Annotated in this window: 13 protein-coding genes, 1 tRNA gene and 3 pseudogenes; 10 read left to right on the top strand and 7 right to left on the bottom strand. The window is 53.9% G+C overall.

What is annotated here, in order from left to right:
* Positions 1-2: 2 nt before the first annotated feature.
* Positions 3-1,664, bottom strand: coding sequence for an NAD-dependent DNA ligase LigB (ligB, locus tag AC6EMZ_RS18990; RefSeq protein ID WP_498404316.1), 1,662 nt, complete (start codon positions 1,662-1,664; stop codon positions 3-5).
* Between the two features lie 250 nt (positions 1,665-1,914).
* On the opposite strand from ligB, the gene gmk reads away from it, so the two are divergent.
* Genes gmk through recG form a run of 5 tightly spaced genes read left to right on the top strand, consistent with a single transcriptional unit; the run spans position 1,915 to position 7,777 of the window.
* Positions 1,915-2,538: a guanylate kinase gene (gmk, locus tag AC6EMZ_RS18985; RefSeq protein WP_498404315.1), complete on the top strand. Its 624-nt coding sequence runs from the start codon at positions 1,915-1,917 to the stop codon at positions 2,536-2,538.
* Positions 2,539-2,592: 54 nt separating this feature from the next.
* On the top strand, positions 2,593-2,868 hold the full coding sequence (gene rpoZ / locus AC6EMZ_RS18980) for a DNA-directed RNA polymerase subunit omega (protein ID WP_498404313.1): 276 nt from the start codon (positions 2,593-2,595) through the stop codon (positions 2,866-2,868).
* A gap of 19 nt (positions 2,869-2,887) precedes the next feature.
* On the top strand, positions 2,888-4,999 hold the full coding sequence (gene spoT / locus AC6EMZ_RS18975) for a bifunctional GTP diphosphokinase/guanosine-3',5'-bis pyrophosphate 3'-pyrophosphohydrolase (protein ID WP_498404312.1): 2,112 nt from the start codon (positions 2,888-2,890) through the stop codon (positions 4,997-4,999).
* 4 nt (positions 5,000-5,003) lie between these two features.
* Positions 5,004-5,693 carry a tRNA (guanosine(18)-2'-O)-methyltransferase TrmH gene (gene trmH, locus AC6EMZ_RS18970; RefSeq protein WP_498404311.1) on the top strand — a complete coding sequence of 230 codons (690 nt, stop codon included), beginning with the start codon at positions 5,004-5,006 and terminating at the stop codon, positions 5,691-5,693.
* A 2-nt stretch (positions 5,694-5,695) separates the two neighbouring features.
* A complete protein-coding gene (gene recG / locus AC6EMZ_RS18965; protein ID WP_498404310.1) occupies positions 5,696-7,777 on the top strand; it encodes an ATP-dependent DNA helicase RecG in 2,082 nt (693 codons plus the stop codon).
* Positions 7,778-7,780: 3 nt separating this feature from the next.
* Here recG and gltS read toward each other — a convergent pair whose 3' ends face one another.
* A complete protein-coding gene (gltS, locus tag AC6EMZ_RS18960) occupies positions 7,781-8,983 on the bottom strand; it encodes a sodium/glutamate symporter (protein WP_498404309.1) in 1,203 nt (400 codons plus the stop codon).
* A 213-nt stretch (positions 8,984-9,196) separates the two neighbouring features.
* Here gltS and AC6EMZ_RS18955 point away from each other — a divergent pair, with 213 nt between their 5' ends.
* Positions 9,197-10,591, top strand: coding sequence for a nucleobase:cation symporter-2 family protein (locus AC6EMZ_RS18955; protein ID WP_498404308.1), 1,395 nt, complete (start codon positions 9,197-9,199; stop codon positions 10,589-10,591).
* A 120-nt stretch (positions 10,592-10,711) separates the two neighbouring features.
* Positions 10,712-12,412 (top strand): AsmA family protein, encoded by a 1,701-nt coding sequence (locus AC6EMZ_RS18950; protein WP_498404307.1) that lies wholly within the window; start codon positions 10,712-10,714, stop codon positions 12,410-12,412.
* 52 nt (positions 12,413-12,464) lie between these two features.
* Here AC6EMZ_RS18950 and yicI read toward each other — a convergent pair whose 3' ends face one another.
* Positions 12,465-14,783 (bottom strand): alpha-xylosidase, encoded by a 2,319-nt coding sequence (gene yicI, locus AC6EMZ_RS18945; protein WP_498404306.1) that lies wholly within the window; start codon positions 14,781-14,783, stop codon positions 12,465-12,467.
* A 12-nt stretch (positions 14,784-14,795) separates the two neighbouring features.
* A complete protein-coding gene (locus AC6EMZ_RS18940) occupies positions 14,796-16,190 on the bottom strand; it encodes a glycoside-pentoside-hexuronide family transporter (RefSeq protein WP_498404305.1) in 1,395 nt (464 codons plus the stop codon).
* Positions 16,191-16,477: 287 nt separating this feature from the next.
* Between AC6EMZ_RS18940 and AC6EMZ_RS18935 the strand changes: the two genes are divergently transcribed.
* Together AC6EMZ_RS18935 and AC6EMZ_RS18930 are read left to right on the top strand one after the other, a co-directional pair.
* Positions 16,478-16,572 (top strand) — tRNA-Sec (locus AC6EMZ_RS18935).
* A gap of 73 nt (positions 16,573-16,645) precedes the next feature.
* Positions 16,646-16,947, top strand: a pseudogene (locus tag AC6EMZ_RS18930) (integrase arm-type DNA-binding domain-containing protein); the annotation flags it as partial.
* Positions 16,948-16,956: 9 nt separating this feature from the next.
* Here AC6EMZ_RS18930 and AC6EMZ_RS18925 read toward each other — a convergent pair.
* Positions 16,957-17,764: pseudogene (locus AC6EMZ_RS18925) on the bottom strand (DDE-type integrase/transposase/recombinase); the annotation flags it as partial.
* Between the two features lie 9 nt (positions 17,765-17,773).
* Positions 17,774-17,986, bottom strand: a pseudogene (locus AC6EMZ_RS18920) (IS30 family transposase); the annotation flags it as partial.
* A 399-nt stretch (positions 17,987-18,385) separates the two neighbouring features.
* Here AC6EMZ_RS18920 and AC6EMZ_RS18915 point away from each other — a divergent pair.
* The gene (locus AC6EMZ_RS18915; RefSeq protein WP_498404353.1) at positions 18,386-19,708 is read left to right on the top strand and encodes an alpha/beta hydrolase; all 1,323 of its coding nucleotides are present in this window, start codon (positions 18,386-18,388) and stop codon (positions 19,706-19,708) included.
* On the opposite strand, the gene AC6EMZ_RS18910 is transcribed toward AC6EMZ_RS18915, so the two are convergent.
* A complete protein-coding gene (locus AC6EMZ_RS18910) occupies positions 19,709-20,173 on the bottom strand; it encodes an outer membrane lipoprotein (RefSeq protein WP_498404304.1) in 465 nt (154 codons plus the stop codon).
* Between the last annotated feature and the right edge of the window lie 600 nt (positions 20,174-20,773).

Genomic DNA, 20,773 nt, shown 5'->3' with positions numbered 1-20,773 from the left:
GTTTAAAATCCTATTATTCGCTGGTCGGCAAGCCATGCAGCCAGCGCCTCTACCTGCGGATGATTGAACCAGCCAACGATTTGCTTCGCTTTTTCATGGCCCACGCCTGGTAATTTCTGCCAGTCGGCTTCATTACGTTGACGCACTGACTGCCACGAATGATCTCCCGTCGTTTTCAAAGTCGTTGTCGGGCCCCCCATCGCTGCTATCCAGCGAATAAAGGGTTGCTCACGCACATGATTGAAACTATGCCACAACTTAAGTCCCCGCGAGGCCGTGAGTCCTGGCGTGGATTGCATCTGCTCTAGTGTTAACGAAAGCCAGGAAAAGATATGTTCAAAATGATGGGTCTGATCAAGCACCTTCCATCCAGACTCCCCTAGGCCCGCAATATCAAGCCCTTGCTTTGAACTTAACCACGTCAGGCGCGCAAAAAATTGTTCCTGGCAATCGGGAGAAGCATAGAAGCAGGTCAGCGAATGAAATTGAGAAGAGGGTGGGCTCGGTTTATGCCGATCTATTCCTCGCCAAACCACCTTGTCCACACGCGGGATCCCCTGACCAGCAAGGCTGACCAATATCTGATCCCCTGGTGCAATATCAAGTGATTGCCACCGCGCAACCGATCCAAGATTCACGCGCTGAACACGTTTGTCATCAAGCTGTAATGGCTCAAGCGTTGCGACAACGGCAATCTTTCCCGTTCGGCCAACGGCAAATTGAATAGCCTTCACCTCAGCCACTTGCGCGACGGGCGAGTACTTCCAGGCCACGACCCAATTTCCATCGCCCGGTAACCAGCGCTCTCCAGCAGGTTCGTTGGCAGATCGCACGACAATACCGTCAGTCACAAACGGCAAGGGGGATTTCAGCCATTCCGCTTTTGCTTGCTCAACCTCATCCACAGAATGGACTGCCCTTGTATAGCGCGCGGTCAAAGCAAAGCCTGCGTCCGTAAGCTTCTTTAACCGCTGCTGCATCGTTGGTGGGCCATCCGGCCATGCCCAGATAAAGAGGCCTAAATTATCGAGGGTGGACTTATCATTCTGACGCATCATGGCCCCAGCCACCTTTGCTCTGGCATTCATGCCGCCCATCTGCTGCTGGATATGTCCCCCGCGCAGTAAAAATAGTTCACCTTGCAAAACGCTGTCGGCAAGCGTGCCCTGCAAGGTTAAGGGGATTGATGGCACAGCTCGAACCCTTGCAGTCCAATCCTCGCCTTTCGCACCATCGCCACGGCTAATAGCCTGTACAAGCTGCCCCTTTCGATAAACAAGCGTCACTGCAACACCATCAACTTTAGGTTGAACCCAGAGGTCTCGATGGACCGCCATCCACTGACTAAGCTCACTTTTGGAGGCCATTTTACGCACGCCGGTATGAGCAAATGGGTGTTTTACCGAACCCGACGCCGCGGGGATATCCTCTGATGGCTCATCGCCAAAGCACCGTTGCCACTGTTTTAGGTGCTCATTGAGCTGATCATAAACTGCATCGCTCACCTCGCTTTTGCCCTCCTGCCAGTAAGCGTCATTCCAGCGGGAAATCTGCGCGCTAAGTCCTGCAATTTCCTGCTGCGCTTTCATAGGCGACCAGACAGGACAGACCGCCACGCCATCACTACACCACAACATCAGCACCAAACTTGCCCATTTCAACATCGTGTTATCTCCCTGTTTTGCAGAGATATAACCCGCCTGCATGTTGCCAGCCACCCGCAAAAAAGGGATGTTCGAGGCATTTTCAGGTTTTTGTTATGTGTTGCAGCAAACAGAGAGTAAATCCGGAAATCGGTGCGCAAAAAACCACAATCCGATGGAAAAAGTGTGACAAAGGCTACGTCACGGAGCGGCTACGTGTATAATAAGCCCGTATGTAGGACTTCATCGCTAACACATACAAAAGACTCTCATGGCTCAAGGTACGCTTTATATTGTTTCTGCCCCAAGTGGGGCGGGTAAATCCAGCCTGATTCAGGCGCTGTTAAAAACCCAACCGTTGTACGATACGCAGGTTTCTATTTCTCACACCACGCGCCAGCCGCGCCCGGGTGAAGTGCACGGTGAACACTATTTCTTTGTCAATCACGACGAATTCAGAACGATGATTGGCAACGAGGCGTTTCTTGAACACGCCGAAGTATTCGGTAACTATTACGGGACTTCGCGCGAAACCATTGAGCAGATTCTGGCAACCGGCGTAAATGTGTTCCTGGATATCGACTGGCAGGGTGCGCAGCAAATTCGCACCAGGATGCCACAGGCACGCAGTATTTTTATTTTACCGCCGTCAAAAGAAGAACTGGATCGCCGCCTTCGTGGCCGTGGCCAGGATAGCGAAGATGTTATCGCAAAACGTATGGCCCAGGCAGTTGCAGAAATGAGCCATTACGCTGAATATGACTACCTTATTGTGAATGATGATTTTGATACCGCTCTTGGCGATCTTAAAACCATTATTCGCGCCGAACGTCTGCGTATGAGCCGCCAGAAGCAGCGACATGACGCATTAATCACCAAACTGTTGGCAGACTGAACCCACATTCAGTATCATGCCCAGTCATTTCTTCATCTGTGGAGCATTCAAAGTATGGCACGCGTAACTGTTCAGGACGCTGTAGAGAAAATTGGTAACCGTTTTGACCTGGTACTGGTCGCCGCGCGTCGCGCTCGTCAGATGCAGTCCGGCGGTAAAGATCCGCTGGTACCAGAAGAAAACGATAAAACCACCGTTATCGCGCTGCGTGAAATCGAAGAAGGTCTGATCAACAACCAGATCCTCGACGTACGTGATCGCCAGGAACAGCAAGAGCAGGAAGCCGCAGAACTGCAGGCCGTAACCGCTATTGCTGAAGGTCGTCGTTAATTAAACCTGCGGGTCGCCCTTGTATCTGTTTGAAAGCCTGAATCAGCTGATTCAACACTACCTGCCAGAAGACCAAATCAAACGTCTTCAGCAGGCGTATCTCGTTGCACGTGACGCTCACGAGGGCCAAACACGTTCAAGCGGTGAACCCTATATCACGCACCCGGTAGCGGTGGCTTGCATTCTGGCCGAGATGAAACTCGACTACGAAACGCTTATGGCCGCGCTGCTGCATGACGTGATCGAAGATACCCCCGCCACCTACCAGGACATGGAACAGCTGTTTGGCAAAAGCGTTGCCGAGCTGGTGGAAGGGGTCTCTAAGCTTGATAAGCTCAAATTCCGCGATAAGAAAGAGGCGCAAGCTGAAAACTTTCGCAAGATGATCATGGCGATGGTGCAGGATATCCGCGTCATCCTCATCAAGCTCGCAGACCGAACCCATAATATGCGCACGCTGGGCTCATTACGCCCGGATAAACGTCGCCGCATTGCCCGCGAAACTCTCGAAATCTATAGCCCGCTGGCGCACCGTCTAGGTATTCATCACATTAAAACTGAGCTTGAAGAGCTGGGTTTTGAAGCGCTGTACCCAAACCGCTATCGTGTGATCAAAGAGGTGGTGAAAGCCGCGCGTGGCAACCGTAAAGAGATGATTCAGAAGATCCTCTCTGAAATCGAAGGACGTTTACAGGAAGCGGGAATACCGTGCCGCGTTAGCGGTCGCGAAAAACACCTGTATTCTATTTATTGCAAGATGGTACTCAAAGAGCAGCGTTTCCATTCGATCATGGATATCTACGCGTTTCGCGTCATCGTTCATGATTCAGACACCTGCTATCGTGTGCTGGGTCAGATGCACAGCCTCTACAAACCGCGTCCGGGTCGCGTCAAAGACTACATCGCCATTCCAAAAGCGAACGGCTATCAATCTTTGCACACCTCGATGATTGGTCCGCACGGTGTGCCGGTTGAAGTGCAAATTCGCACTGAAGACATGGAACAGATGGCGGAAATGGGTGTGGCGGCGCACTGGGCTTATAAAGAACACGGTGAAACCAGCACTACGGCACAAATCCGCGCGCAGCGCTGGATGCAAAGCCTGTTGGAACTGCAACAGAGCGCCGGTAGTTCGTTTGAATTTATCGAGAGCGTTAAATCCGATCTCTTCCCGGATGAGATTTACGTTTTCACGCCAGAAGGACGCATTGTCGAACTGCCTGCTGGCGCAACGCCGGTCGACTTCGCATATGCCGTGCATACCGATATCGGTCATGCCTGCGTTGGCGCTCGCGTCGATCGTCAGCCGTACCCACTGTCACAACCGCTCAGCAGCGGCCAGACCGTCGAAATAATCACGGCACCGGGTGCGCGTCCAAACGCGGCATGGCTGAACTTTGTGGTCAGCTCCAAAGCCCGAGCCAAGATTCGCCAGTTACTGAAAAACCTTAAGCGTGACGATTCCGTCAGCCTCGGACGTCGCTTGCTCAACCATGCGTTGGGCGGTAGCCGTAAACTGGCCGAAATCCCACCAGAGAATATCCAGCGCGAGCTTGAGCGCATGAAGCTTCCTGTGCTTGACGATCTGCTGGCCGAAATCGGTCTTGGCAATGCCATGAGCGTGGTCGTGGCCAAGAACCTGCAACAGGGTGAAGGCTCTACGCTACAACCCTCTTCTCAGGGCCACGGTCATCTGCCAATCAAAGGCGCAGACGGCGTACTGATTACTTTCGCTAAATGTTGCCGACCGATTCCTGGCGACCCGATTATCGCGCACGTCAGTCCTGGAAAGGGCCTGGTCATTCACCACGAATCCTGTCGTAACATTCGCGGCTACCAGAAAGAGCCTGAGAAATTCATGGCGGTGGAGTGGGATAAAGAGACCGAGCAAGAATTTATCACCGAAATTAAGGTCGATATGTTCAACCATCAGGGTGCTCTGGCGAACCTGACAGCGGCAATTAACACAGCTTCTTCTAACATTCATAGCTTGAACACAGAAGAGAAAGATGGCCGCGTTTACAGCGCCTTTATCCGTCTGACCGCCCGTGACCGTGTGCATCTGGCGAACATTATGCGTAAAATTCGCGTTATGCCGGACGTCATTAAAGTCACCCGTAACCGAAACTAGCCTGATGAATGCAAATCGTTATGCGCGTATCTGTGAGATGCTCGCCAGGCGTCAGCCTGACCTGACGGTCTGCATGGAGCAGGTTCATAAACCTCATAACGTCTCTGCTATTGTGCGTACTGCCGATGCCGTGGGCGTGCATGAAGTCCACGCCGTCTGGCCAAACAGCCATCTGCGCACCATGGCCTCCAGCGCCGCAGGCAGCAACAGTTGGGTGACGGTGAAAACCCACCCAACGATTAGCGATGCCATATCTCAGCTAAAAGAGTACGGCATGCAGATTCTGGCCACTCACCTGTCTGATAAAGCCGTTGATTTTCGCGAGATAGATTACACCCGTCCTACCTGCATCCTGATGGGGCAGGAGAAGACGGGGATCACGCCGGAGGCGTTAGATCTGGCGGATCGGGATATCATCATCCCTATGATCGGCATGGTGCAATCGTTGAATGTTTCCGTCGCTTCGGCGTTAATCCTGTATGAAGCCCAGCGTCAGCGCCAGAATGCGGGAATGTACGAACGTAGCAACAGCATGCTGCCAGAAGACGAGCAGCAACGTCTGCTGTTTGAAGGTGGCTATCCGGTGCTGGCTCGCGTCGCGAAACAGAAAAAAATGCCCTACCCTCACGTCAATGCACAAGGCGAGATTGAAGCCGATGCTGCATGGTGGGCCACCATGCAGTCAGCGAAATAACCATGAAAGGCCGCCTGCTGGACGCCATCCCGCTTAATTCACTCACTGGCGTGGGCGCGGCGCAAAGCAGCAAACTGGCTAAAATCGGCCTGCACACCGTACAAGATTTACTCCTGCATCTCCCTTTACGCTACGAAGACCGCACCCAGCTTTACGCCATTGGCGACTTACTCCCTGGCATTTATGCCACCGTCGAAGGCGAGGTCCTGAACTCCACGATCACGTTTGGCGGACGCCGAATGATGACCTGCCAAATCAGCGACGGCTCTGGCATCCTGACAATGCGCTTTTTCAACTTCAGCGCGGCGATGAAAAACAGCCTCGCCAGCGGGCGACGCGTGCTGGCGTACGGCGAAGCAAAACGCGGTAAATTTGGCGCGGAGATGATCCACCCGGAATACCGCGTGCAGGGCGATCTGAGTACACCGGAGTTACAGGAAACGCTGACGCCGGTTTACCCAACCACCGAAGGCATAAAGCAGGCCACGCTGCGTAAGCTTACCGATCAGGCACTAGAGCTGCTCGATACCTGCGCCATTACCGAACTGCTGACACCTGAGCTGGCCCAAGGCTTGATGAGCCTGCCGGAAGCAATACGTACTCTGCACCGTCCTCCACCGACATTACAGCTTGCCGATTTAGAAACCGGGAAGCATCCCGCTCAACGGCGGCTTATCCTTGAAGAATTACTGGCGCATAACCTGAGCATGCTGGCGCTTCGCGCTGGTGCGCAACGTTTTCACGCTCTGGCGTTAAGCGCTCACGATGATTTAAAAGATAAGCTGCTGGCGTCATTACCGTTTAAGCCAACCGGTGCTCAGGCCAGAGTGACGGCAGAAATAGAACATGACCTGGCGCTCGACGTGCCGATGATGCGCCTTGTGCAGGGCGACGTGGGCTCCGGTAAAACGCTGGTGGCCGCGCTTGCCGCGCTGCGTGCCATCGCCCACGGCAAGCAGGTGGCGTTAATGGCGCCAACGGAACTGCTCGCCGAGCAGCACGCTAACAACTTCCGCAGCTGGTTCGAACCGCTGGGCATTGAAGTCGGCTGGCTTGCCGGTAAGCAAAAAGGCAAAGCGCGTCTTGCCCAGCAGGACGCCATTGCCAGCGGCCAGGTGCAAATGGTGGTCGGTACGCACGCCATCTTCCAGGAACAGGTCCAGTTTAATGGCCTGGCATTAGTTATCATCGATGAACAACACCGTTTTGGCGTACACCAGCGCCTGGCGCTGCGTGAAAAAGGCCAGCAACAGGGTTTTCATCCGCACCAGTTGATCATGACCGCAACGCCGATCCCACGCACGCTGGCGATGACCGCCTATGCCGATCTGGATACTTCTACGATTGATGAACTGCCGCCAGGCCGCACGCCTGTTACCACGGTCGCCATTCCGGACACCCGCCGCAGCGAGATTATCGAGCGCGTGCGCAATGCCAGCACTAACGAAAATCGCCAGGCCTATTGGGTCTGTACGCTGATTGAAGAGTCGGACCTGCTGGAAGCACAGGCCGCAGAAGCCACGTGGGAAGAGCTCAAGCTGGCCCTGCCGGAGCTGAACGTCGGGCTGGTACACGGCCGCATGAAGCCTGCTGAAAAACAGGCGGTGATGCAGTCCTTCAAGCAGGGCGAGCTGCATCTGCTGGTCGCCACCACGGTAATTGAAGTGGGCGTAGACGTTCCTAATGCCAGCCTGATGATTATCGAAAACCCAGAACGATTGGGTCTTGCGCAACTCCACCAGCTGCGCGGCCGCGTCGGACGTGGATCGGTGGCCTCCCACTGCGTGCTGCTGTTTAAATCCCCGCTTTCCAAAACCGCACAAATGCGTTTGCAGGTACTGCGCGACAGCAACGACGGCTTTGTCATTGCACAAAAAGATTTGGAGATTCGTGGGCCGGGCGAGCTGCTGGGCACGCGACAAACGGGGAATGCCGAGTTCAAAGTGGCCGACTTAATGCGCGATCAGGCCATGATCCCCGAAGTTCAACGCCTTGCCCGCCACATTCATGAACGCTACCCAGAACAGGCAACAGCGTTAATTGAACGCTGGATGCCGGAAACCGAACGCTATTCCAACGCCTGATCCTCAGGCAAAGATTGGCAACATCAAATAGAGTTTAATCACCAGCGCATTGACGATGTCGATGAAGAACGCGCCAACCATCGGCACCACCAGAAACGCGATATGTGAAGGACCAAAACGCTCGGTAATAGCCTGCATATTCGCGATAGCCGTTGGAGTTGCCCCCAGACCAAAACCGCAATGCCCCGCTGCCAGCACCGCCGCATCGTAATCTTTTCCCATCACACGCCAGGTCACAAAGATCGCATAAAAAGCCATAAACAGCGTCTGCACGGCAAGAATCGCGAGGATAGGGAGTGCGAGCGAAGCCAGTTCCCATAGCTTAAGGCTCATCAACGCCATCGCTAAAAAGAGCGACAGGCACACGTTACCCATTACCGACACCGCGCGCTCAAAGACGCGATAGAAACCCGCCATCGACAGACCGTTGCTCAGCACAACGCCCACGAAGAGTACGCTGACAAACGTCGGCAGTTCGAACGGTGTTCCTGCCAGCCACTGCGCCAAAACCTTACCCACCGTCAGGCAAATGGCAATTAGAGCGATGGATTCAATAAGCACCAGTGAGGAGATGGTGCGCTCAGCGTCCGGTTTCTCAAACGTCGTCGGCGCCTTTTTATCGTCAGGGATCCCTTCCGGTGTGGATGAACGTTTCACCAGATAGCGGGCGACAGGTCCACCAAGCAGCCCGCCCAGCACCAGGCCAAAAGTCGCGCAGGCCATCGCCACTTCCGTGGCGCTCTCGAACCCATAGCGCTCTTCAAAAATCTTGCTCCAGGCCGCGCCCGTTCCATGACCACCCAGCAGAGTAATGGAGCCTGCCAACAGGCCCATCAGCGGATCCAGACCAAGGAGATACGACATGCCGATACCAATCGCGTTTTGCATTACCAGCAGCCCAATCACCACCGCCAGGAAAACGCCCAGTACCTTTCCCCCTGCCCGCAGGCTTGCCAGGTTAGCATTGAGGCCAATCGTCGCAAAGAAGGCCAGCATCAGCGGATCCCTTAGAGACATATCAAAATCGAACTCCAGGTCGATGCTCTTTTTCAGCACCAGCAGTGCCAGCGCCACCACCAGACCGCCCGCGACAGGCTCCGGAATGGTGTATTTCTTCAGGAGCGAGACGCCGTTGACCAGCTTGCGCCCCAGCAAAAGGACAAGCGTTGCGGCAACGAGTGTGGATAACGTATCGAGATAAATCATGCATGGCTCCTTATTACGTACGTTGACGTATTCGCCTGGGCTAATGGCGCTCTCCATGAGCTAAGGACAATAAGTCTAATAAACGTCTCGATCTGGTTATAGTCAACGTCATCAACTAAGAGCGGATTATCTGAATTATTTTCACTGGCAATCGTTTGCTTTTACCATCTGGTCAGATAAAATGCCCGCTTTTCCACCGTGGGATAGCAGCCGATGTCCGTTAACGCCATAGAGTCTCCAGATGCGCAACCGATTGCGCAGGTTCAGCATAATAGTGAATTGATTTATCGCCTTGAAGACCGACCGCCTCTGGCGCAGACGGTATTCGCTGCATCTCAGCACCTGCTGGCGATGTTTGTTGCGGTGATCACTCCAGCCCTGCTGATCTGCCAGGCGCTCGGCTTACCTGCGCAGGATACCCAGCACATCATCAGCATGTCGCTGTTCGCTTCCGGTGTCGCCTCTATAATTCAAATCAAAGCGTGGGGTCCGGTCGGTTCAGGTTTGCTGTCGATTCAGGGCACCAGCTTTAACTTTGTGGCACCGCTTATTATGGGCGGAACGGCGCTGAAAACCGGCGGGGCGGATGTCCCGACGATGATGGCGGCACTGTTCGGCACGTTGATGTTGGCAAGCTGCACCGAAATGGTTATCTCTCGCGTGCTGCACCTGGCGCGCCGGGTGATTACGCCGCTGGTCTCAGGCGTAGTGGTGATGATTATCGGCCTGTCGCTGATTCAGGTTGGCCTGACCTCCATCGGTGGCGGCTATGCGGCAATGAGCGATAACACCTTTGGCGCACCGAAAAACCTGCTGCTGGCAGGCGTGGTGCTGGCGATCATTATTCTGCTTAACCGTCAGCGCAACCCTTACCTGCGTGTAGCCTCACTGGTGATTGCGATGGCAGCCGGCTACCTGATGGCCTGGACGCTGGGCATGCTGCCGGAGAATACCGCGCCGACCAACAGCCCGCTGATCATGGTTCCTACACCGCTGTATTACGGCTTAGGCATTGACTGGAACCTGCTGTTGCCGCTGATGCTGGTCTTTATGATCACCTCGCTCGAAACCATCGGCGATATCACCGCCACCTCTGACGTGTCTGAACAGCCGGTCTCTGGCCCGATATATATGAAGCGTCTGAAGGGCGGTGTGCTGGCAAACGGTCTGAATTCGTTTGTCTCCGCGGTGTTCAACACCTTCCCGAACTCCTGTTTCGGACAGAACAACGGCGTGATTCAGTTGACTGGCGTTGCCAGCCGCTACGTAGGTTTTGTGGTGGCGCTGATGCTGATCGTGCTGGGCTTGTTCCCGGCGGTCAGCGGCTTTGTGCAGCATATTCCTGAGCCGGTGCTCGGCGGCGCTACGCTTGTGATGTTTGGTACCATCGCGGCATCCGGCGTGCGTATCGTCTCTCGCGAGCCCCTGAACCGCCGCGCGATCATGATCATCGCACTGTCACTGGCCGTGGGTCTGGGCGTATCACAGCAGCCGTTGATTTTGCAGTTTGCCCCTGACTGGGTGAAAAATCTGCTCTCCTCCGGCATCGCCGCTGGCGGTATCACGGCTATTGTTCTGAACCTCGTTTTCCCGCCTGAAAAGAACTGATTCACCTTCACGGCAGGCAATCAATGCCTGCCGTGACATCTAAATACACCATTCCCGCCTTGAGCATTGCGCATAAATCGTGCATAACTCCTTTATGTGCGTTTGACGGGATGGAAGACCATGAAATTTATTGGAAAGCTGCTCATCTGGATTTTGATTGCGGTACTTATCGCAATCCTGGCATTTTATATCCTTATTCAGACGCGCTGGGGTGCGGCGCAGGTCAGCAGCTGGATCACGGTCAACACCGATTACGAACTCAACTTTGACCTGATGGATCATCGTTTTTCATCGCCTTCCCACATCCTTCTTGAGAACGTTACTTTTGGTCGAGACGGCCAGCCAGCCACGCTCGTCGCCAAAAAGGTGGATATTGGCCTGAGCAGCCGCCAGATAACCGACCCGCTGCATATGGACACCATCACCCTGGTCGACGGTACGCTTAACCTCTCGCCGCAAACCGCACCGTTGCCCTTCCAGGCCGACCGCCTGCAGTTGAATAACATGGCATTTAATAGTCCCAATACTGAGTGGGATCTGAGCGCGCAAAAAGTGACCGGCGGCGTAAGCCCCTGGCAGCCCGAAGCAGGAAACGTACTCGGCAAAAAAGCGCAGATTCAAATGAGCGCCGGATCGCTAACGCTGAACGGTGTTCCCGCCAGCAACGTGCTCATTCAGGGTGAACTCAACGGCAAAGAAGTGGTGCTGAGCACCATCGGCGCGGACATGGCACGCGGCTCCCTCACCGGCAATGCACGACGCAATGCCGATGGTGGTTGGGTTATCGACAACATGCGCCTGAACGATATCCGTCTACAAAGCGACAAATCGCTGGCCGATTTCTTCGCACCGATCACCACGCTGCCTTCCCTGCAAATTGGTCGGCTGGACGTGACCGATGCGCGTCTGCAAGGCCCGGACTGGGCGGTGACCGATCTTGATTTAAGCCTGCGCAGCCTGACGCTGAGCAAAGGCGACTGGCAGAGCCAGGACGGACGGTTATCCATGAACGCGAGCGAGTTTATCTACGGCTCCTTGCACCTTTTCGACCCTATCTTCAACGCTGAGTTTGCCCCGCAGGGGATCGCGCTGCGCCAGTTCACCTCCCGTTGGGAAGGTGGGATGCTGCGCACGTCGGGTAACTGGCTGCGTAACGGCAAAGCGCTGGTGCTGGACGATGTCGCCGTTGCCGGGTTGGAATACACCTTACCGGAAAACTGGAAAACGCTGTGGATGGATCAACTCCCCGAATGGCTCAATGGCGTCACGCTGAAGAAATTCGGCCTGAGCCGCAACCTGGTGATCGATATCGACCCGACCTTCCCGTGGCAAATCACCTCACTGGACGGTTACGGTGCAAACCTTCAGCTTGCGAAAGACCGCCAGTGGGGCGTATGGGGCGGCAACGCAACGCTTAACGGCGCGGCAGCCACGTTCAACCGCGTGGACGTCCGCCGCCCGTCGATGGCGATTGCGGCAAACGCCTCGACGGTGAATGTGACGGAACTCAGCGCGTTTACCGAGAAGGGGATTCTGGAAGCCACAGCGACCGTATCGCAGCTGCCGCAGCGCCAGACTACCGTCAGCCTGACCGGGCGCGGCGTACCGCTTAACGTGCTACAGCAGTGGGGATGGCCCACGCTATCAATTTCTGGGGACGGCAATATTCAGCTCACCGCCAGCGGCAGCGTGCAGGAAAACGCCCCCCTAAAACCGACGGTAAACGGAAAGTTAAGTGCGGTGAATATGGATAAGCAGCAGGTACAGCAGACAATGACAGGGGGAGTGGTGTCGGTACCCTCACCCCTGCCCTCTCCCTAAAAGGGAGAGGGAGAAAACCATGAGCAAATACTTAGGGTTAGGGTGAGGGGAATCAGAGCTGGATGACCACCTCTTTCCCTTCCGCTTTCACCACCGCGCCCCACTCGCTGCCAGCATGTGAACCGCCTTTCACGCTATTCAGCGTCTGCACATTGCGCAAGCAAAGCGTCCAGTTTCGCGCTTCGCCCTCGCCTTTCACCGTGACAATATCGCCACTGCGCGTTGCCTTCAGCGTAAACGCGACCGTACCGTTGTCCGCAGGCACTTCGCAGACCGCCGTGCGGCCTTCGTCCAGGTTAAACAGCTGGAATGCCGTACCCTCGTTCCACGCATAGTCCGGTTTCTGGCTGTTGTTACCGAGCGCCAGCAGGGTGTTATCACGCACGTATACCGGCAGGCTCTGGAAGTCATGCTGCTGCTTATGCCAGCGACTGCCCTGCACTTCGTCGTTATGCCACAGATGCGTCCAGCGTCCTTCTGGCAGATAAAACTGCACGTCGCCCGCTTCGCTAAACACTGGCGCGACCATCATGGCATCGCCCAGCATGTACTGACGGTCGAGGTAATCGCACGCCGGATCGTCCGGGAACTCCAGCATCATGGCGCGCAGCATCGGCGTACCGAATTCGCGGGCCAGCGCAGCCTGACGATACAGATATGGCATCAACCGGCATTTCAGCTGGGTGAAGTAACGCACCACGTCGCAGGATTCGTCGTCGTACGCCCACGGTACACGATAGGATTTGCTGCCGTGCAGGCGGCTATGGCTTGAGAACAGCCCGAACGCGCACCAGCGTTTGTAGACATCCGCTGGCGCGGTGTTTTCGAACCCGCCGATATCGTGGCTCCAGAAGCCAAAGCCGGACAGGCCAATCGACAGCCCGCCGCGCAGGCTTTCCGCCATGGATTCGTAGTTGGCGTAGCAGTCGCCGCCCCAGTGCACCGGGAACTTCTGCGCACCGACGGACGCCGAACGGGCAAACAACACCGCTTCTTCTTCGCCCACCGTCTCTTTCATCACGTCCCACACCAGCTCGTTATAGATGTACGCGTAATGATTGTGCATCTTCTGCGGATCCGAACCGTCATGCCACACCGCATCCGTCGGGATGCGTTCGCCGAAGTCGGTTTTGAAGCAATCCACACCGATATCCACCAGGCCTTTCAGCTTGTCGGCGTACCACTTACAGGCATCGGGATTGGTGAAGTCATAAATCGCCAGTCCCGGCTGCCATTTATCCCACTGCCACACCGACCCATCCGGACGCTTCAGCAGGTAGCCTTTTTCTTTTAGCTCGTTGAATACCGGCGATTTCTGGCCGATATACGGGTTGATCCACACGCAGACCTTCAGCCCTTTGTCCTTCAGGCGGCGAATCATCCCTTCCGGATCCGGGAAGGTGACCGGATCCCACTCAAAGTCGCACCACTGGAAGGCCTTCATCCAGAAGCAGTCGAAGTGGAAGACATGCAGCGGCAGGTCGCGCTCGGCCATGCCGTCGATAAAGCTGTTTACCGTCGCTTCGTCGTAGTTGGTGGTGAACGAGGTGGTGAGCCACAGGCCGAACGACCACGCAGGTGGCAGCGCCGGGCGGCCGGTGAACCGTGTATAACGATTCAAAACATCCTTCGGCGTCGGACCGTCGATCACAAAATATTCCAGATACTCGCCTTCGACGCTAAATTGCACCTTAGAGACTTTCTCGGAACCGACTTCAAAAGAGACGTTCTCTGGATGATTCACCAGCACGCCGTAGCCGCGGTTGGTCAGGTAGAACGGGATATTTTTATACGACTGTTCAGTGCTGGTGCCGCCGTCGCGGTTCCAGGTTTCAACCGTCTGGCCGTTGCGCACCAGCGCGGTAAAGCGCTCGCCCAGTCCATAAACGGTTTCGCCCACGCCCAAATCCAGGCGTTCAAACACATAGTTGCGATCGGCATTACCATCCTGCACGTAGCCATTGTTCTTCAACTGGCTGCCGGTAATGCGCTGCCCGTCGCGCAGGAAATCCAGCGCCCAGAACTCACCTTTGGTGACGCGCACGCTGATGTTGCCGCTTTTCAGCTCGGCAAACTCCGCGTTGTTTTCGATCTGGACGTTCACGTCTTTCAGGACATTCAGCGGATAGTGCGGGCCGTTATTCAGCGCACCCTGGAAGTGCTCGATACGCACGCCAACAATCCCTTCCTGCGGAGCAAACAGGCGCACCGTAAACATCAAGGTGTCCAGCTGCCAGGTGCGTTCGCGCACATCGCGCGGTGCAACGTACACCACCAGGTCATTGCCCTGTTGTTCCACGTCGAAGACCTGGACCGGATAGGTCACGTTCAGACCCGGTTGAATAAGCCAGTTTCCGTCACTGATTTTCATCTTATCGTCCTCTTAGTTCTGTAATTCTTTGCTGACCGGATGGGCATCAAATTCCTGCGCGTTACGGCGCGCGCCCTGTGCCAGCTCGCCCATGATTTTGAGCAGGAACGGCGTTTTCAACGTGTAATAGCGTTTGGCAATGACCGCGCTCAGCAGGTAGCAAGCTGCCGGAACCAGCGTAAAGAGGCCAATGATAATGCTGATGGTGGTACCGTTCTGCGCTTTAGCTGCGGCATCATAGCCGCCACCTGCCAGCATCCAACCGATCATCGCCCCGCCGAGCGCCAGGCCCAGCTTCAGCACAAACAGCGTGCCCGCAAAGCTGATCCCCGTCAGGCGTTTGCCGTTGGTCCACTCGCCGTAGTCAACAGTGTCGGACATCATGACCCACTGAATCGGCGTCACCAGTTGGTGCAGCACGCCGATCACGAAGATAAAGCCGAACATCAACACGTTGGCATTGATTGGAACGAAGAACATCGCCACGCTCAGCACCGCCAGCGCGGCGTTGGTCCACCAGAAGACGCTGACTTTGCATTTCCAGTCGGTGAGCGGCTTGGCCAGTGCGGAGCCGATCAGGTTACCGACGCAGTAGGTAGTCAGGAACACGACGAAGATTTCCGGCGAGCCCATAATCCAGGTGCAGTAGTACATCATCGCGCCGCCGCGCACGCAGACGGCGAGGATGTTAAGAATGGTCAGTACGCCGACGATGCGCCACTGGTCGTTATTCCAGATATCACGCAGGTCTTCACGCATAGAGGTGGTGCTCGGTGGCACCTGGATACGCTCTTTGGTGGTGAAGAAGCAAAACGCCAGCATCAAGAATGCGACCACCGACAGCACGGCGATCCCGCCCTGGAAACCGAACGCTTTGTCATCGCCGCCAATCAGGTTCACCAGCGGCATCATCAGCACCGTGGAGAGCATGCCTCCCGCCGTCGCCAGCACAAAGCGCCAGGACTGTAGGGAGATGCGTTGTTTCGGGTCGTTGGTAATGACGCCGCCGAGCGCGCAGTACGGGATATTCACCACGGTATAGAGCAGAGTCAGCAACGTGTAGGTGATGGCGGCATAAATCATTTTACCGTTCAGACTCAGATCCGGCGTGGTATACGCCAGCACGCAGACGAGACCGAACGGGATGGCACCAAACAGGATCCAAGGACGGAATTTCCCCCAGCGGCTGCGCGTGCGGTCAGCCAGCAACCCCATGCACGGATCGGATATCGCATCCAGCGCGCGCGCCAGCAGGAACATAGTGCCAACAAACCCGGCGGGAATACCGAAAATATCGGTATAGAAAAACATCATATACAACATGACGTTATCAAAAATGATATGGCTGGCGGCATCACCCATGCCGTAGCCAATCTTCTCCTTAATGGACAGTACTTCACTCTTCATTCTTTTTATCCTTGAACGCTGTAGGGGCGCTGAGACCGGTTTCCGTTGTTTTAAACCATATGTGAAGGACCAGGTATTCTGTTTTCTGGTTAATAACTTACGTTTCTTCTTTTTTGTGATCGCGGTAGAACTCACAGGGCCAAAAGCTAACCTGAGGATTTTCTTAGGATTTAACTGAAAGGGGTTAACACAGGTCAAAATAGAGGTGAAAAAAGAGGGCGAGGGGATAGGGTAAATGGTTGAAAGTAGCTATACTGCGGACCGCCTCCATGTAGCAATCGAGGCGCGGAAGATCGTCATCTCCGGTGAGGTGGCTGGATTTCAAATCCAGTTGGGGACGCCAGCGTTCCCGGGCAGGTTCGACTCCTGTGATCTTCCGCCAATTAGCCTCTCCTGAACTCCACTGCCTCAAGTAAATCCCCTATAATACCTGCAATTACTGCTAATTATGTTCTCCCGAGGTTTCTCTCGCTCAAGCACGCGAAAAGCGTGAAGCTGCGAAAAAGTTACTATCTACTGGAAGCGATCCCGGAGAGCTAAAGAAAGCAGAGAAAATCGCTCAAAAACTTAACTACGAAAATACCTTCGAAGCTATTGCCCGTGAATGGCATCAGCTGAGAGCCGATCGTTGGTCATTACGTTATCGCGATAAAATTATTGAGCGGCTCAAATCATCATGCTTACAGGGGTACGAACTCAGGAATTACGTTTTGCCCGCTGGGAGGATATTAATTTTGAAAAGCGGATTTGGGAGATCCTGTAGTGGTCAACTAAAACTGGCCATCGATTTAGAGTTTTTCCAGTATCGGTTTTCCGATTCATTTGGGGGTAACCCACCGTTATAATCATGCGGCCTTAGCGAGCTGTAATACCCGACGATATAGTTTGTGATCGCATGAGCAGCTTCACTAAAGTTTATATAACCTGTCACTGGCACCCACTCGTTTTTCAGACTCCGGAAGAAGCGTTCCATCGGGCTGTTGTCCCAACAGTTTCCACGTCGGCTCATACTCTGCCTGATCCGGCAACGCCACAGTAACTGCCGGCACTGCCTGCTTGTATAGTGGTTACCTTGGTCACTGTGGAACATCACTCCGGCTGGTTTACCGCGAGCTTCCCACGCCATTTCCAGCGCTTGCCTGTCCAGATATACGTCACATCGCCGCACCACACCTGATTAGGTTCTGTCACTGCGAACTGTCGCTCAAGGGTATTCGGAATAACGATGTGTTCATGACCACCACGTTTATATCGGTGGGTAGGCTGCTGACAACTCACCAGACCCAGTTCTTTCATAAGCCTTCCGGCAAGCCAGCGTCCCATTCTGAAGCCTCTCAGGGTTGCCATAATCGCGATACTTCTTGCGCCAGCAGAGCCATGGCTGATGTTATGCAGTTCCAGAACCTGACTGCGTAACACAGCTCGCCTGCCGTCTGGATTTCGGGGCTTTTTTCCCAGTATTTGTAGCTGCTGCGATGAACCCCGAACACGTGGCAAAGTGTGACCACAGGATACTGCGCTCTGAGTTTCCCGATTAACGAGAACTGTTCAGGGAGTCTGACATCAAGAGCGCGGCTGTAGATTCAATCTGTCAACGTAACACCCCTTTCAATTACCTCTTTCGGTGTTTTGAACTTCAGTGTTTTTCTCGGTCTGTTGTTTAGCTGAGCTGCAACCTGATCCAGCTCATGTTGAGTATATTGGGCAAGGCATGTCTTTTTGGGAAAGTACTGACGAATTAGCCCATTAGTGTTCTCGTTTGTTCCCCGCTGCCAGGGACTCTGAGGATCGCAGAATTAAATTAATGCGGGCGGCAACGTTCCCTCTGATTCAAGGAAAGCGTTTTTCGACCCACTAAATTCACGCCGGGTGTAAAAGGTGGCGTCGGAAATGGCTTGCTAACGGCAGAGGATTGACAAAGAGAGAATAAGGGAGAAAAGCGTCGTTAGATTTTGAAAAACCGGGGGTATTTAACACATTCTATCTTTTGCATACCGCGCGAGTAATGCTGTGCCATTATTTTAGGTACCACGCGAACACGGCGGACAAGGAGCCTGGCGTTGAAATTATTAAGATGGTTCAAACGTATTGTTTTATCCCTTGTTTTGTTGGCTATCGGCGCGATGGCTCTACGTCTTTATAACATTCAGCGCGGACCGGACCTGCAACTCTGGCATATCTATGTTCCTCATGAGATGGACGCTGACGAAATAGACAAAGCAGACTGGAACCATTACCTGAAGGTTGAGGATTCTCTTTTCAGAGAAGTTAAATTCAATGTCACGGGCAAGCTGGATGCTCAACAGCAAACGGAACTCAATCGCTATTATTCCGGCAGCCCCATTTATCCTGACAGATTTCAGACTAACTGGAATCGCTCTTACATTATGTTTCCTGATGCCAGACCCAAAGGTGTCGTGGTGATGCTGCATGGTTTAACCGATACCCCGTACAGTCTGCGACATATTGCAGAGAATTATCGTCAGCATGGATATATTGCTGTTGGTATCAGATTACCGGCGCATGGTACGGTCCCTGCAGCCTTGACGAATGTGACATGGCAGGACTGGCTGGCCGCGACGCGCCTTGCCGTCAGAGAAGCCAAAAAGTTAGCGGGTAATGATGTGCCGATGCATATTGTCGGATTTTCCAATGGCGGTGCTCTTGCAGTGAAATACACGCTGGACGCTCTGAATGATCCCCGTCTAGCAAAACCCCAGCGCTTGATCCTGATTTCACCGATGATTGGAATTACGAGTTTCGCGCGTTTTTCAGGTGTTGCGGGCTGGCCATCATTTCTGCCCGCGTTTGCGAAAGCAGCCTGGCTAAACATCATGCCAGAGTTCAATCCGTTTAAATATAATTCATTCCCGACGAATGCCGCCCGGCAGTCTTTCCTGCTGACCAGTGCGCTGCAAACCCAGATTGCGACTGATTCACGAAACAAAAAACTAGACCAGTTACCGCCAATAATGACATTTCAGTCGGCAATGGACTCCACCGTCAGTGCCCGAGCGGTCATTACAGCGTTATATAACCGTTTGCCGGATAACCACAGCGAGGTGGTTTTATTCGATTTGAACCATGCCGTCAGGTTTAATGCGCTATTGAGGAGATCTTCTTACACCGCGCTGTCGAGATTACTCCCGACGCCCCCGCGTCGATACGACACAACAATAATCACGAATGTCACTGCGGGCAGCACAGAGATGGAAATCCGCACGATGCCAGCTGGTCAAACAGAACAGACCGTAGAAAAAATGGGGCTGCGCTATTTGCCGGACGTTTACTCACTCTCCCATGTTGCCCTGCCTTTCCCTCTGACTGACTCCCTGTATGGCCGCTATCCTGAACCACAGAATCAATACGGTATTAGTCTGGGAACCTTTGCCGCGCGTGGTGAACGCGCGGTATTAATCGTCGGACTTGATTCTCTTATGCGCCAGTCTTCAAATCCCTTCTACCCTTATATGATTAAGCGTATCAATGAAGGCATAGATACCCGAACCGGGGAATAATTAGCGAGGTGACACCGTCGTTTGTCCGCCCGCGGATGATATTGCCACCCTTTGTCCGGCGGAGAAGCGGGTTGGCCCCTGGCGTTGCACCACCATAAGCATGCGTCCATCATCCAGACGAATCTCAAGCTCCACGCCCTGGACAAGATTCATGCGCCCTTGTACGCCCTGCCCAGCCATTCCCCCGGCGACAACTCCAGTTGCCGTCGTCAGTCTGCGACCAGAACCTCCGCCTATCGTACTCCCTGCCAGACCTCCGAGAACACCACCGGCCACCGCTCCCAGGGCATTATTTTCATCACCCGCCTGAATTTGCACGGCACGAACGTGAACTAACGTGCCGTAATATACCTGCTGTACACGACCTGCAGTGGAGGCTGAATGAACATCCCCGGAAAGAGTGCTTGTGTTGGTACACCCAACAAGACCTAAGGTAATAATAATCACGCAGTGTCTGAATAACATTTTGCTTTCTCCATTCGATTTAACGGACCAGTGGTCGTTAGCATCACGAATAACTGGACTTTTGTGATCCAGCGCCCCAGACAAGCCCCTGATGGATACGGTAGTCCTGGGTATTGCCGTTGCGCGAATACCACTCTTACTTCAAGCCGTTGTCATTCGTGTAAACAGAATGCGTTCCGACAAACCCAGACAGTACCTTTGAACCTTCTTTATATACTTTTCAGTCAACTATACGTCCTCCTGTGTGCAGATATTTAACAGTAGCCGCGATAGTTCAACCTGACCAGGTTTCAGGACACCGTCACCTGCTCCATGTACTTAAGGGAAGGAATTTTAATAATAATCTCCATTAATATTTCACATTCGTGATTCAATTTAAACTACGATTGCTAGGTGTTTCCTCAAGAAAATTAATTAGTTATTTTTTTGAGAAGCAAGATCGCGATTTTGTTCTAATCCCTTCTGGCAAAGATAAAAGCTCAGTCAGCATTAAAAGTTAGCTGTTCATCAAGTGCTGAAAATCGTTACCCGCAAGCCGTTTCCGTTATCACGTCCTGTTACGAGGCCGTATCAGTGCAGATTCACGCTATTTATATAATT

It is taken from the genome of Enterobacter sp. SCRI0065 (genome assembly GCF_059766475.1).
This window is presented reverse-complemented; position numbering and strand designations above follow the sequence as displayed.

What these genes read in the sequence shown, in the direction of transcription:
- trmH (WP_498404311.1), top strand. Translation starts at nt 5,004, where the DNA reads ATGAATGCAAATCGTTATGCGCGTATCTGTGAGATGCTCGCCAGGCGT.
- AC6EMZ_RS18915 (WP_498404353.1), top strand. Translation starts at nt 18,386, where the DNA reads ATGGACGCTGACGAAATAGACAAAGCAGACTGGAACCATTACCTGAAG.
- rpoZ (WP_498404313.1), top strand. Translation starts at nt 2,593, where the DNA reads ATGGCACGCGTAACTGTTCAGGACGCTGTAGAGAAAATTGGTAACCGT.
- yicI (WP_498404306.1), bottom strand. Translation starts at nt 14,783, where the DNA reads ATGAAAATCAGTGACGGAAACTGGCTTATTCAACCGGGTCTGAACGTG.
- AC6EMZ_RS18940 (WP_498404305.1), bottom strand. Translation starts at nt 16,190, where the DNA reads ATGAAGAGTGAAGTACTGTCCATTAAGGAGAAGATTGGCTACGGCATG.
- gmk (WP_498404315.1), top strand. Translation starts at nt 1,915, where the DNA reads ATGGCTCAAGGTACGCTTTATATTGTTTCTGCCCCAAGTGGGGCGGGT.
- AC6EMZ_RS18955 (WP_498404308.1), top strand. Translation starts at nt 9,197, where the DNA reads ATGTCCGTTAACGCCATAGAGTCTCCAGATGCGCAACCGATTGCGCAG.
- AC6EMZ_RS18910 (WP_498404304.1), bottom strand. Translation starts at nt 20,173, where the DNA reads ATGTTATTCAGACACTGCGTGATTATTATTACCTTAGGTCTTGTTGGG.
- gltS (WP_498404309.1), bottom strand. Translation starts at nt 8,983, where the DNA reads ATGATTTATCTCGATACGTTATCCACACTCGTTGCCGCAACGCTTGTC.
- ligB (WP_498404316.1), bottom strand. Translation starts at nt 1,664, where the DNA reads ATGTTGAAATGGGCAAGTTTGGTGCTGATGTTGTGGTGTAGTGATGGC.
- recG (WP_498404310.1), top strand. Translation starts at nt 5,696, where the DNA reads ATGAAAGGCCGCCTGCTGGACGCCATCCCGCTTAATTCACTCACTGGC.
- AC6EMZ_RS18950 (WP_498404307.1), top strand. Translation starts at nt 10,712, where the DNA reads ATGAAATTTATTGGAAAGCTGCTCATCTGGATTTTGATTGCGGTACTT.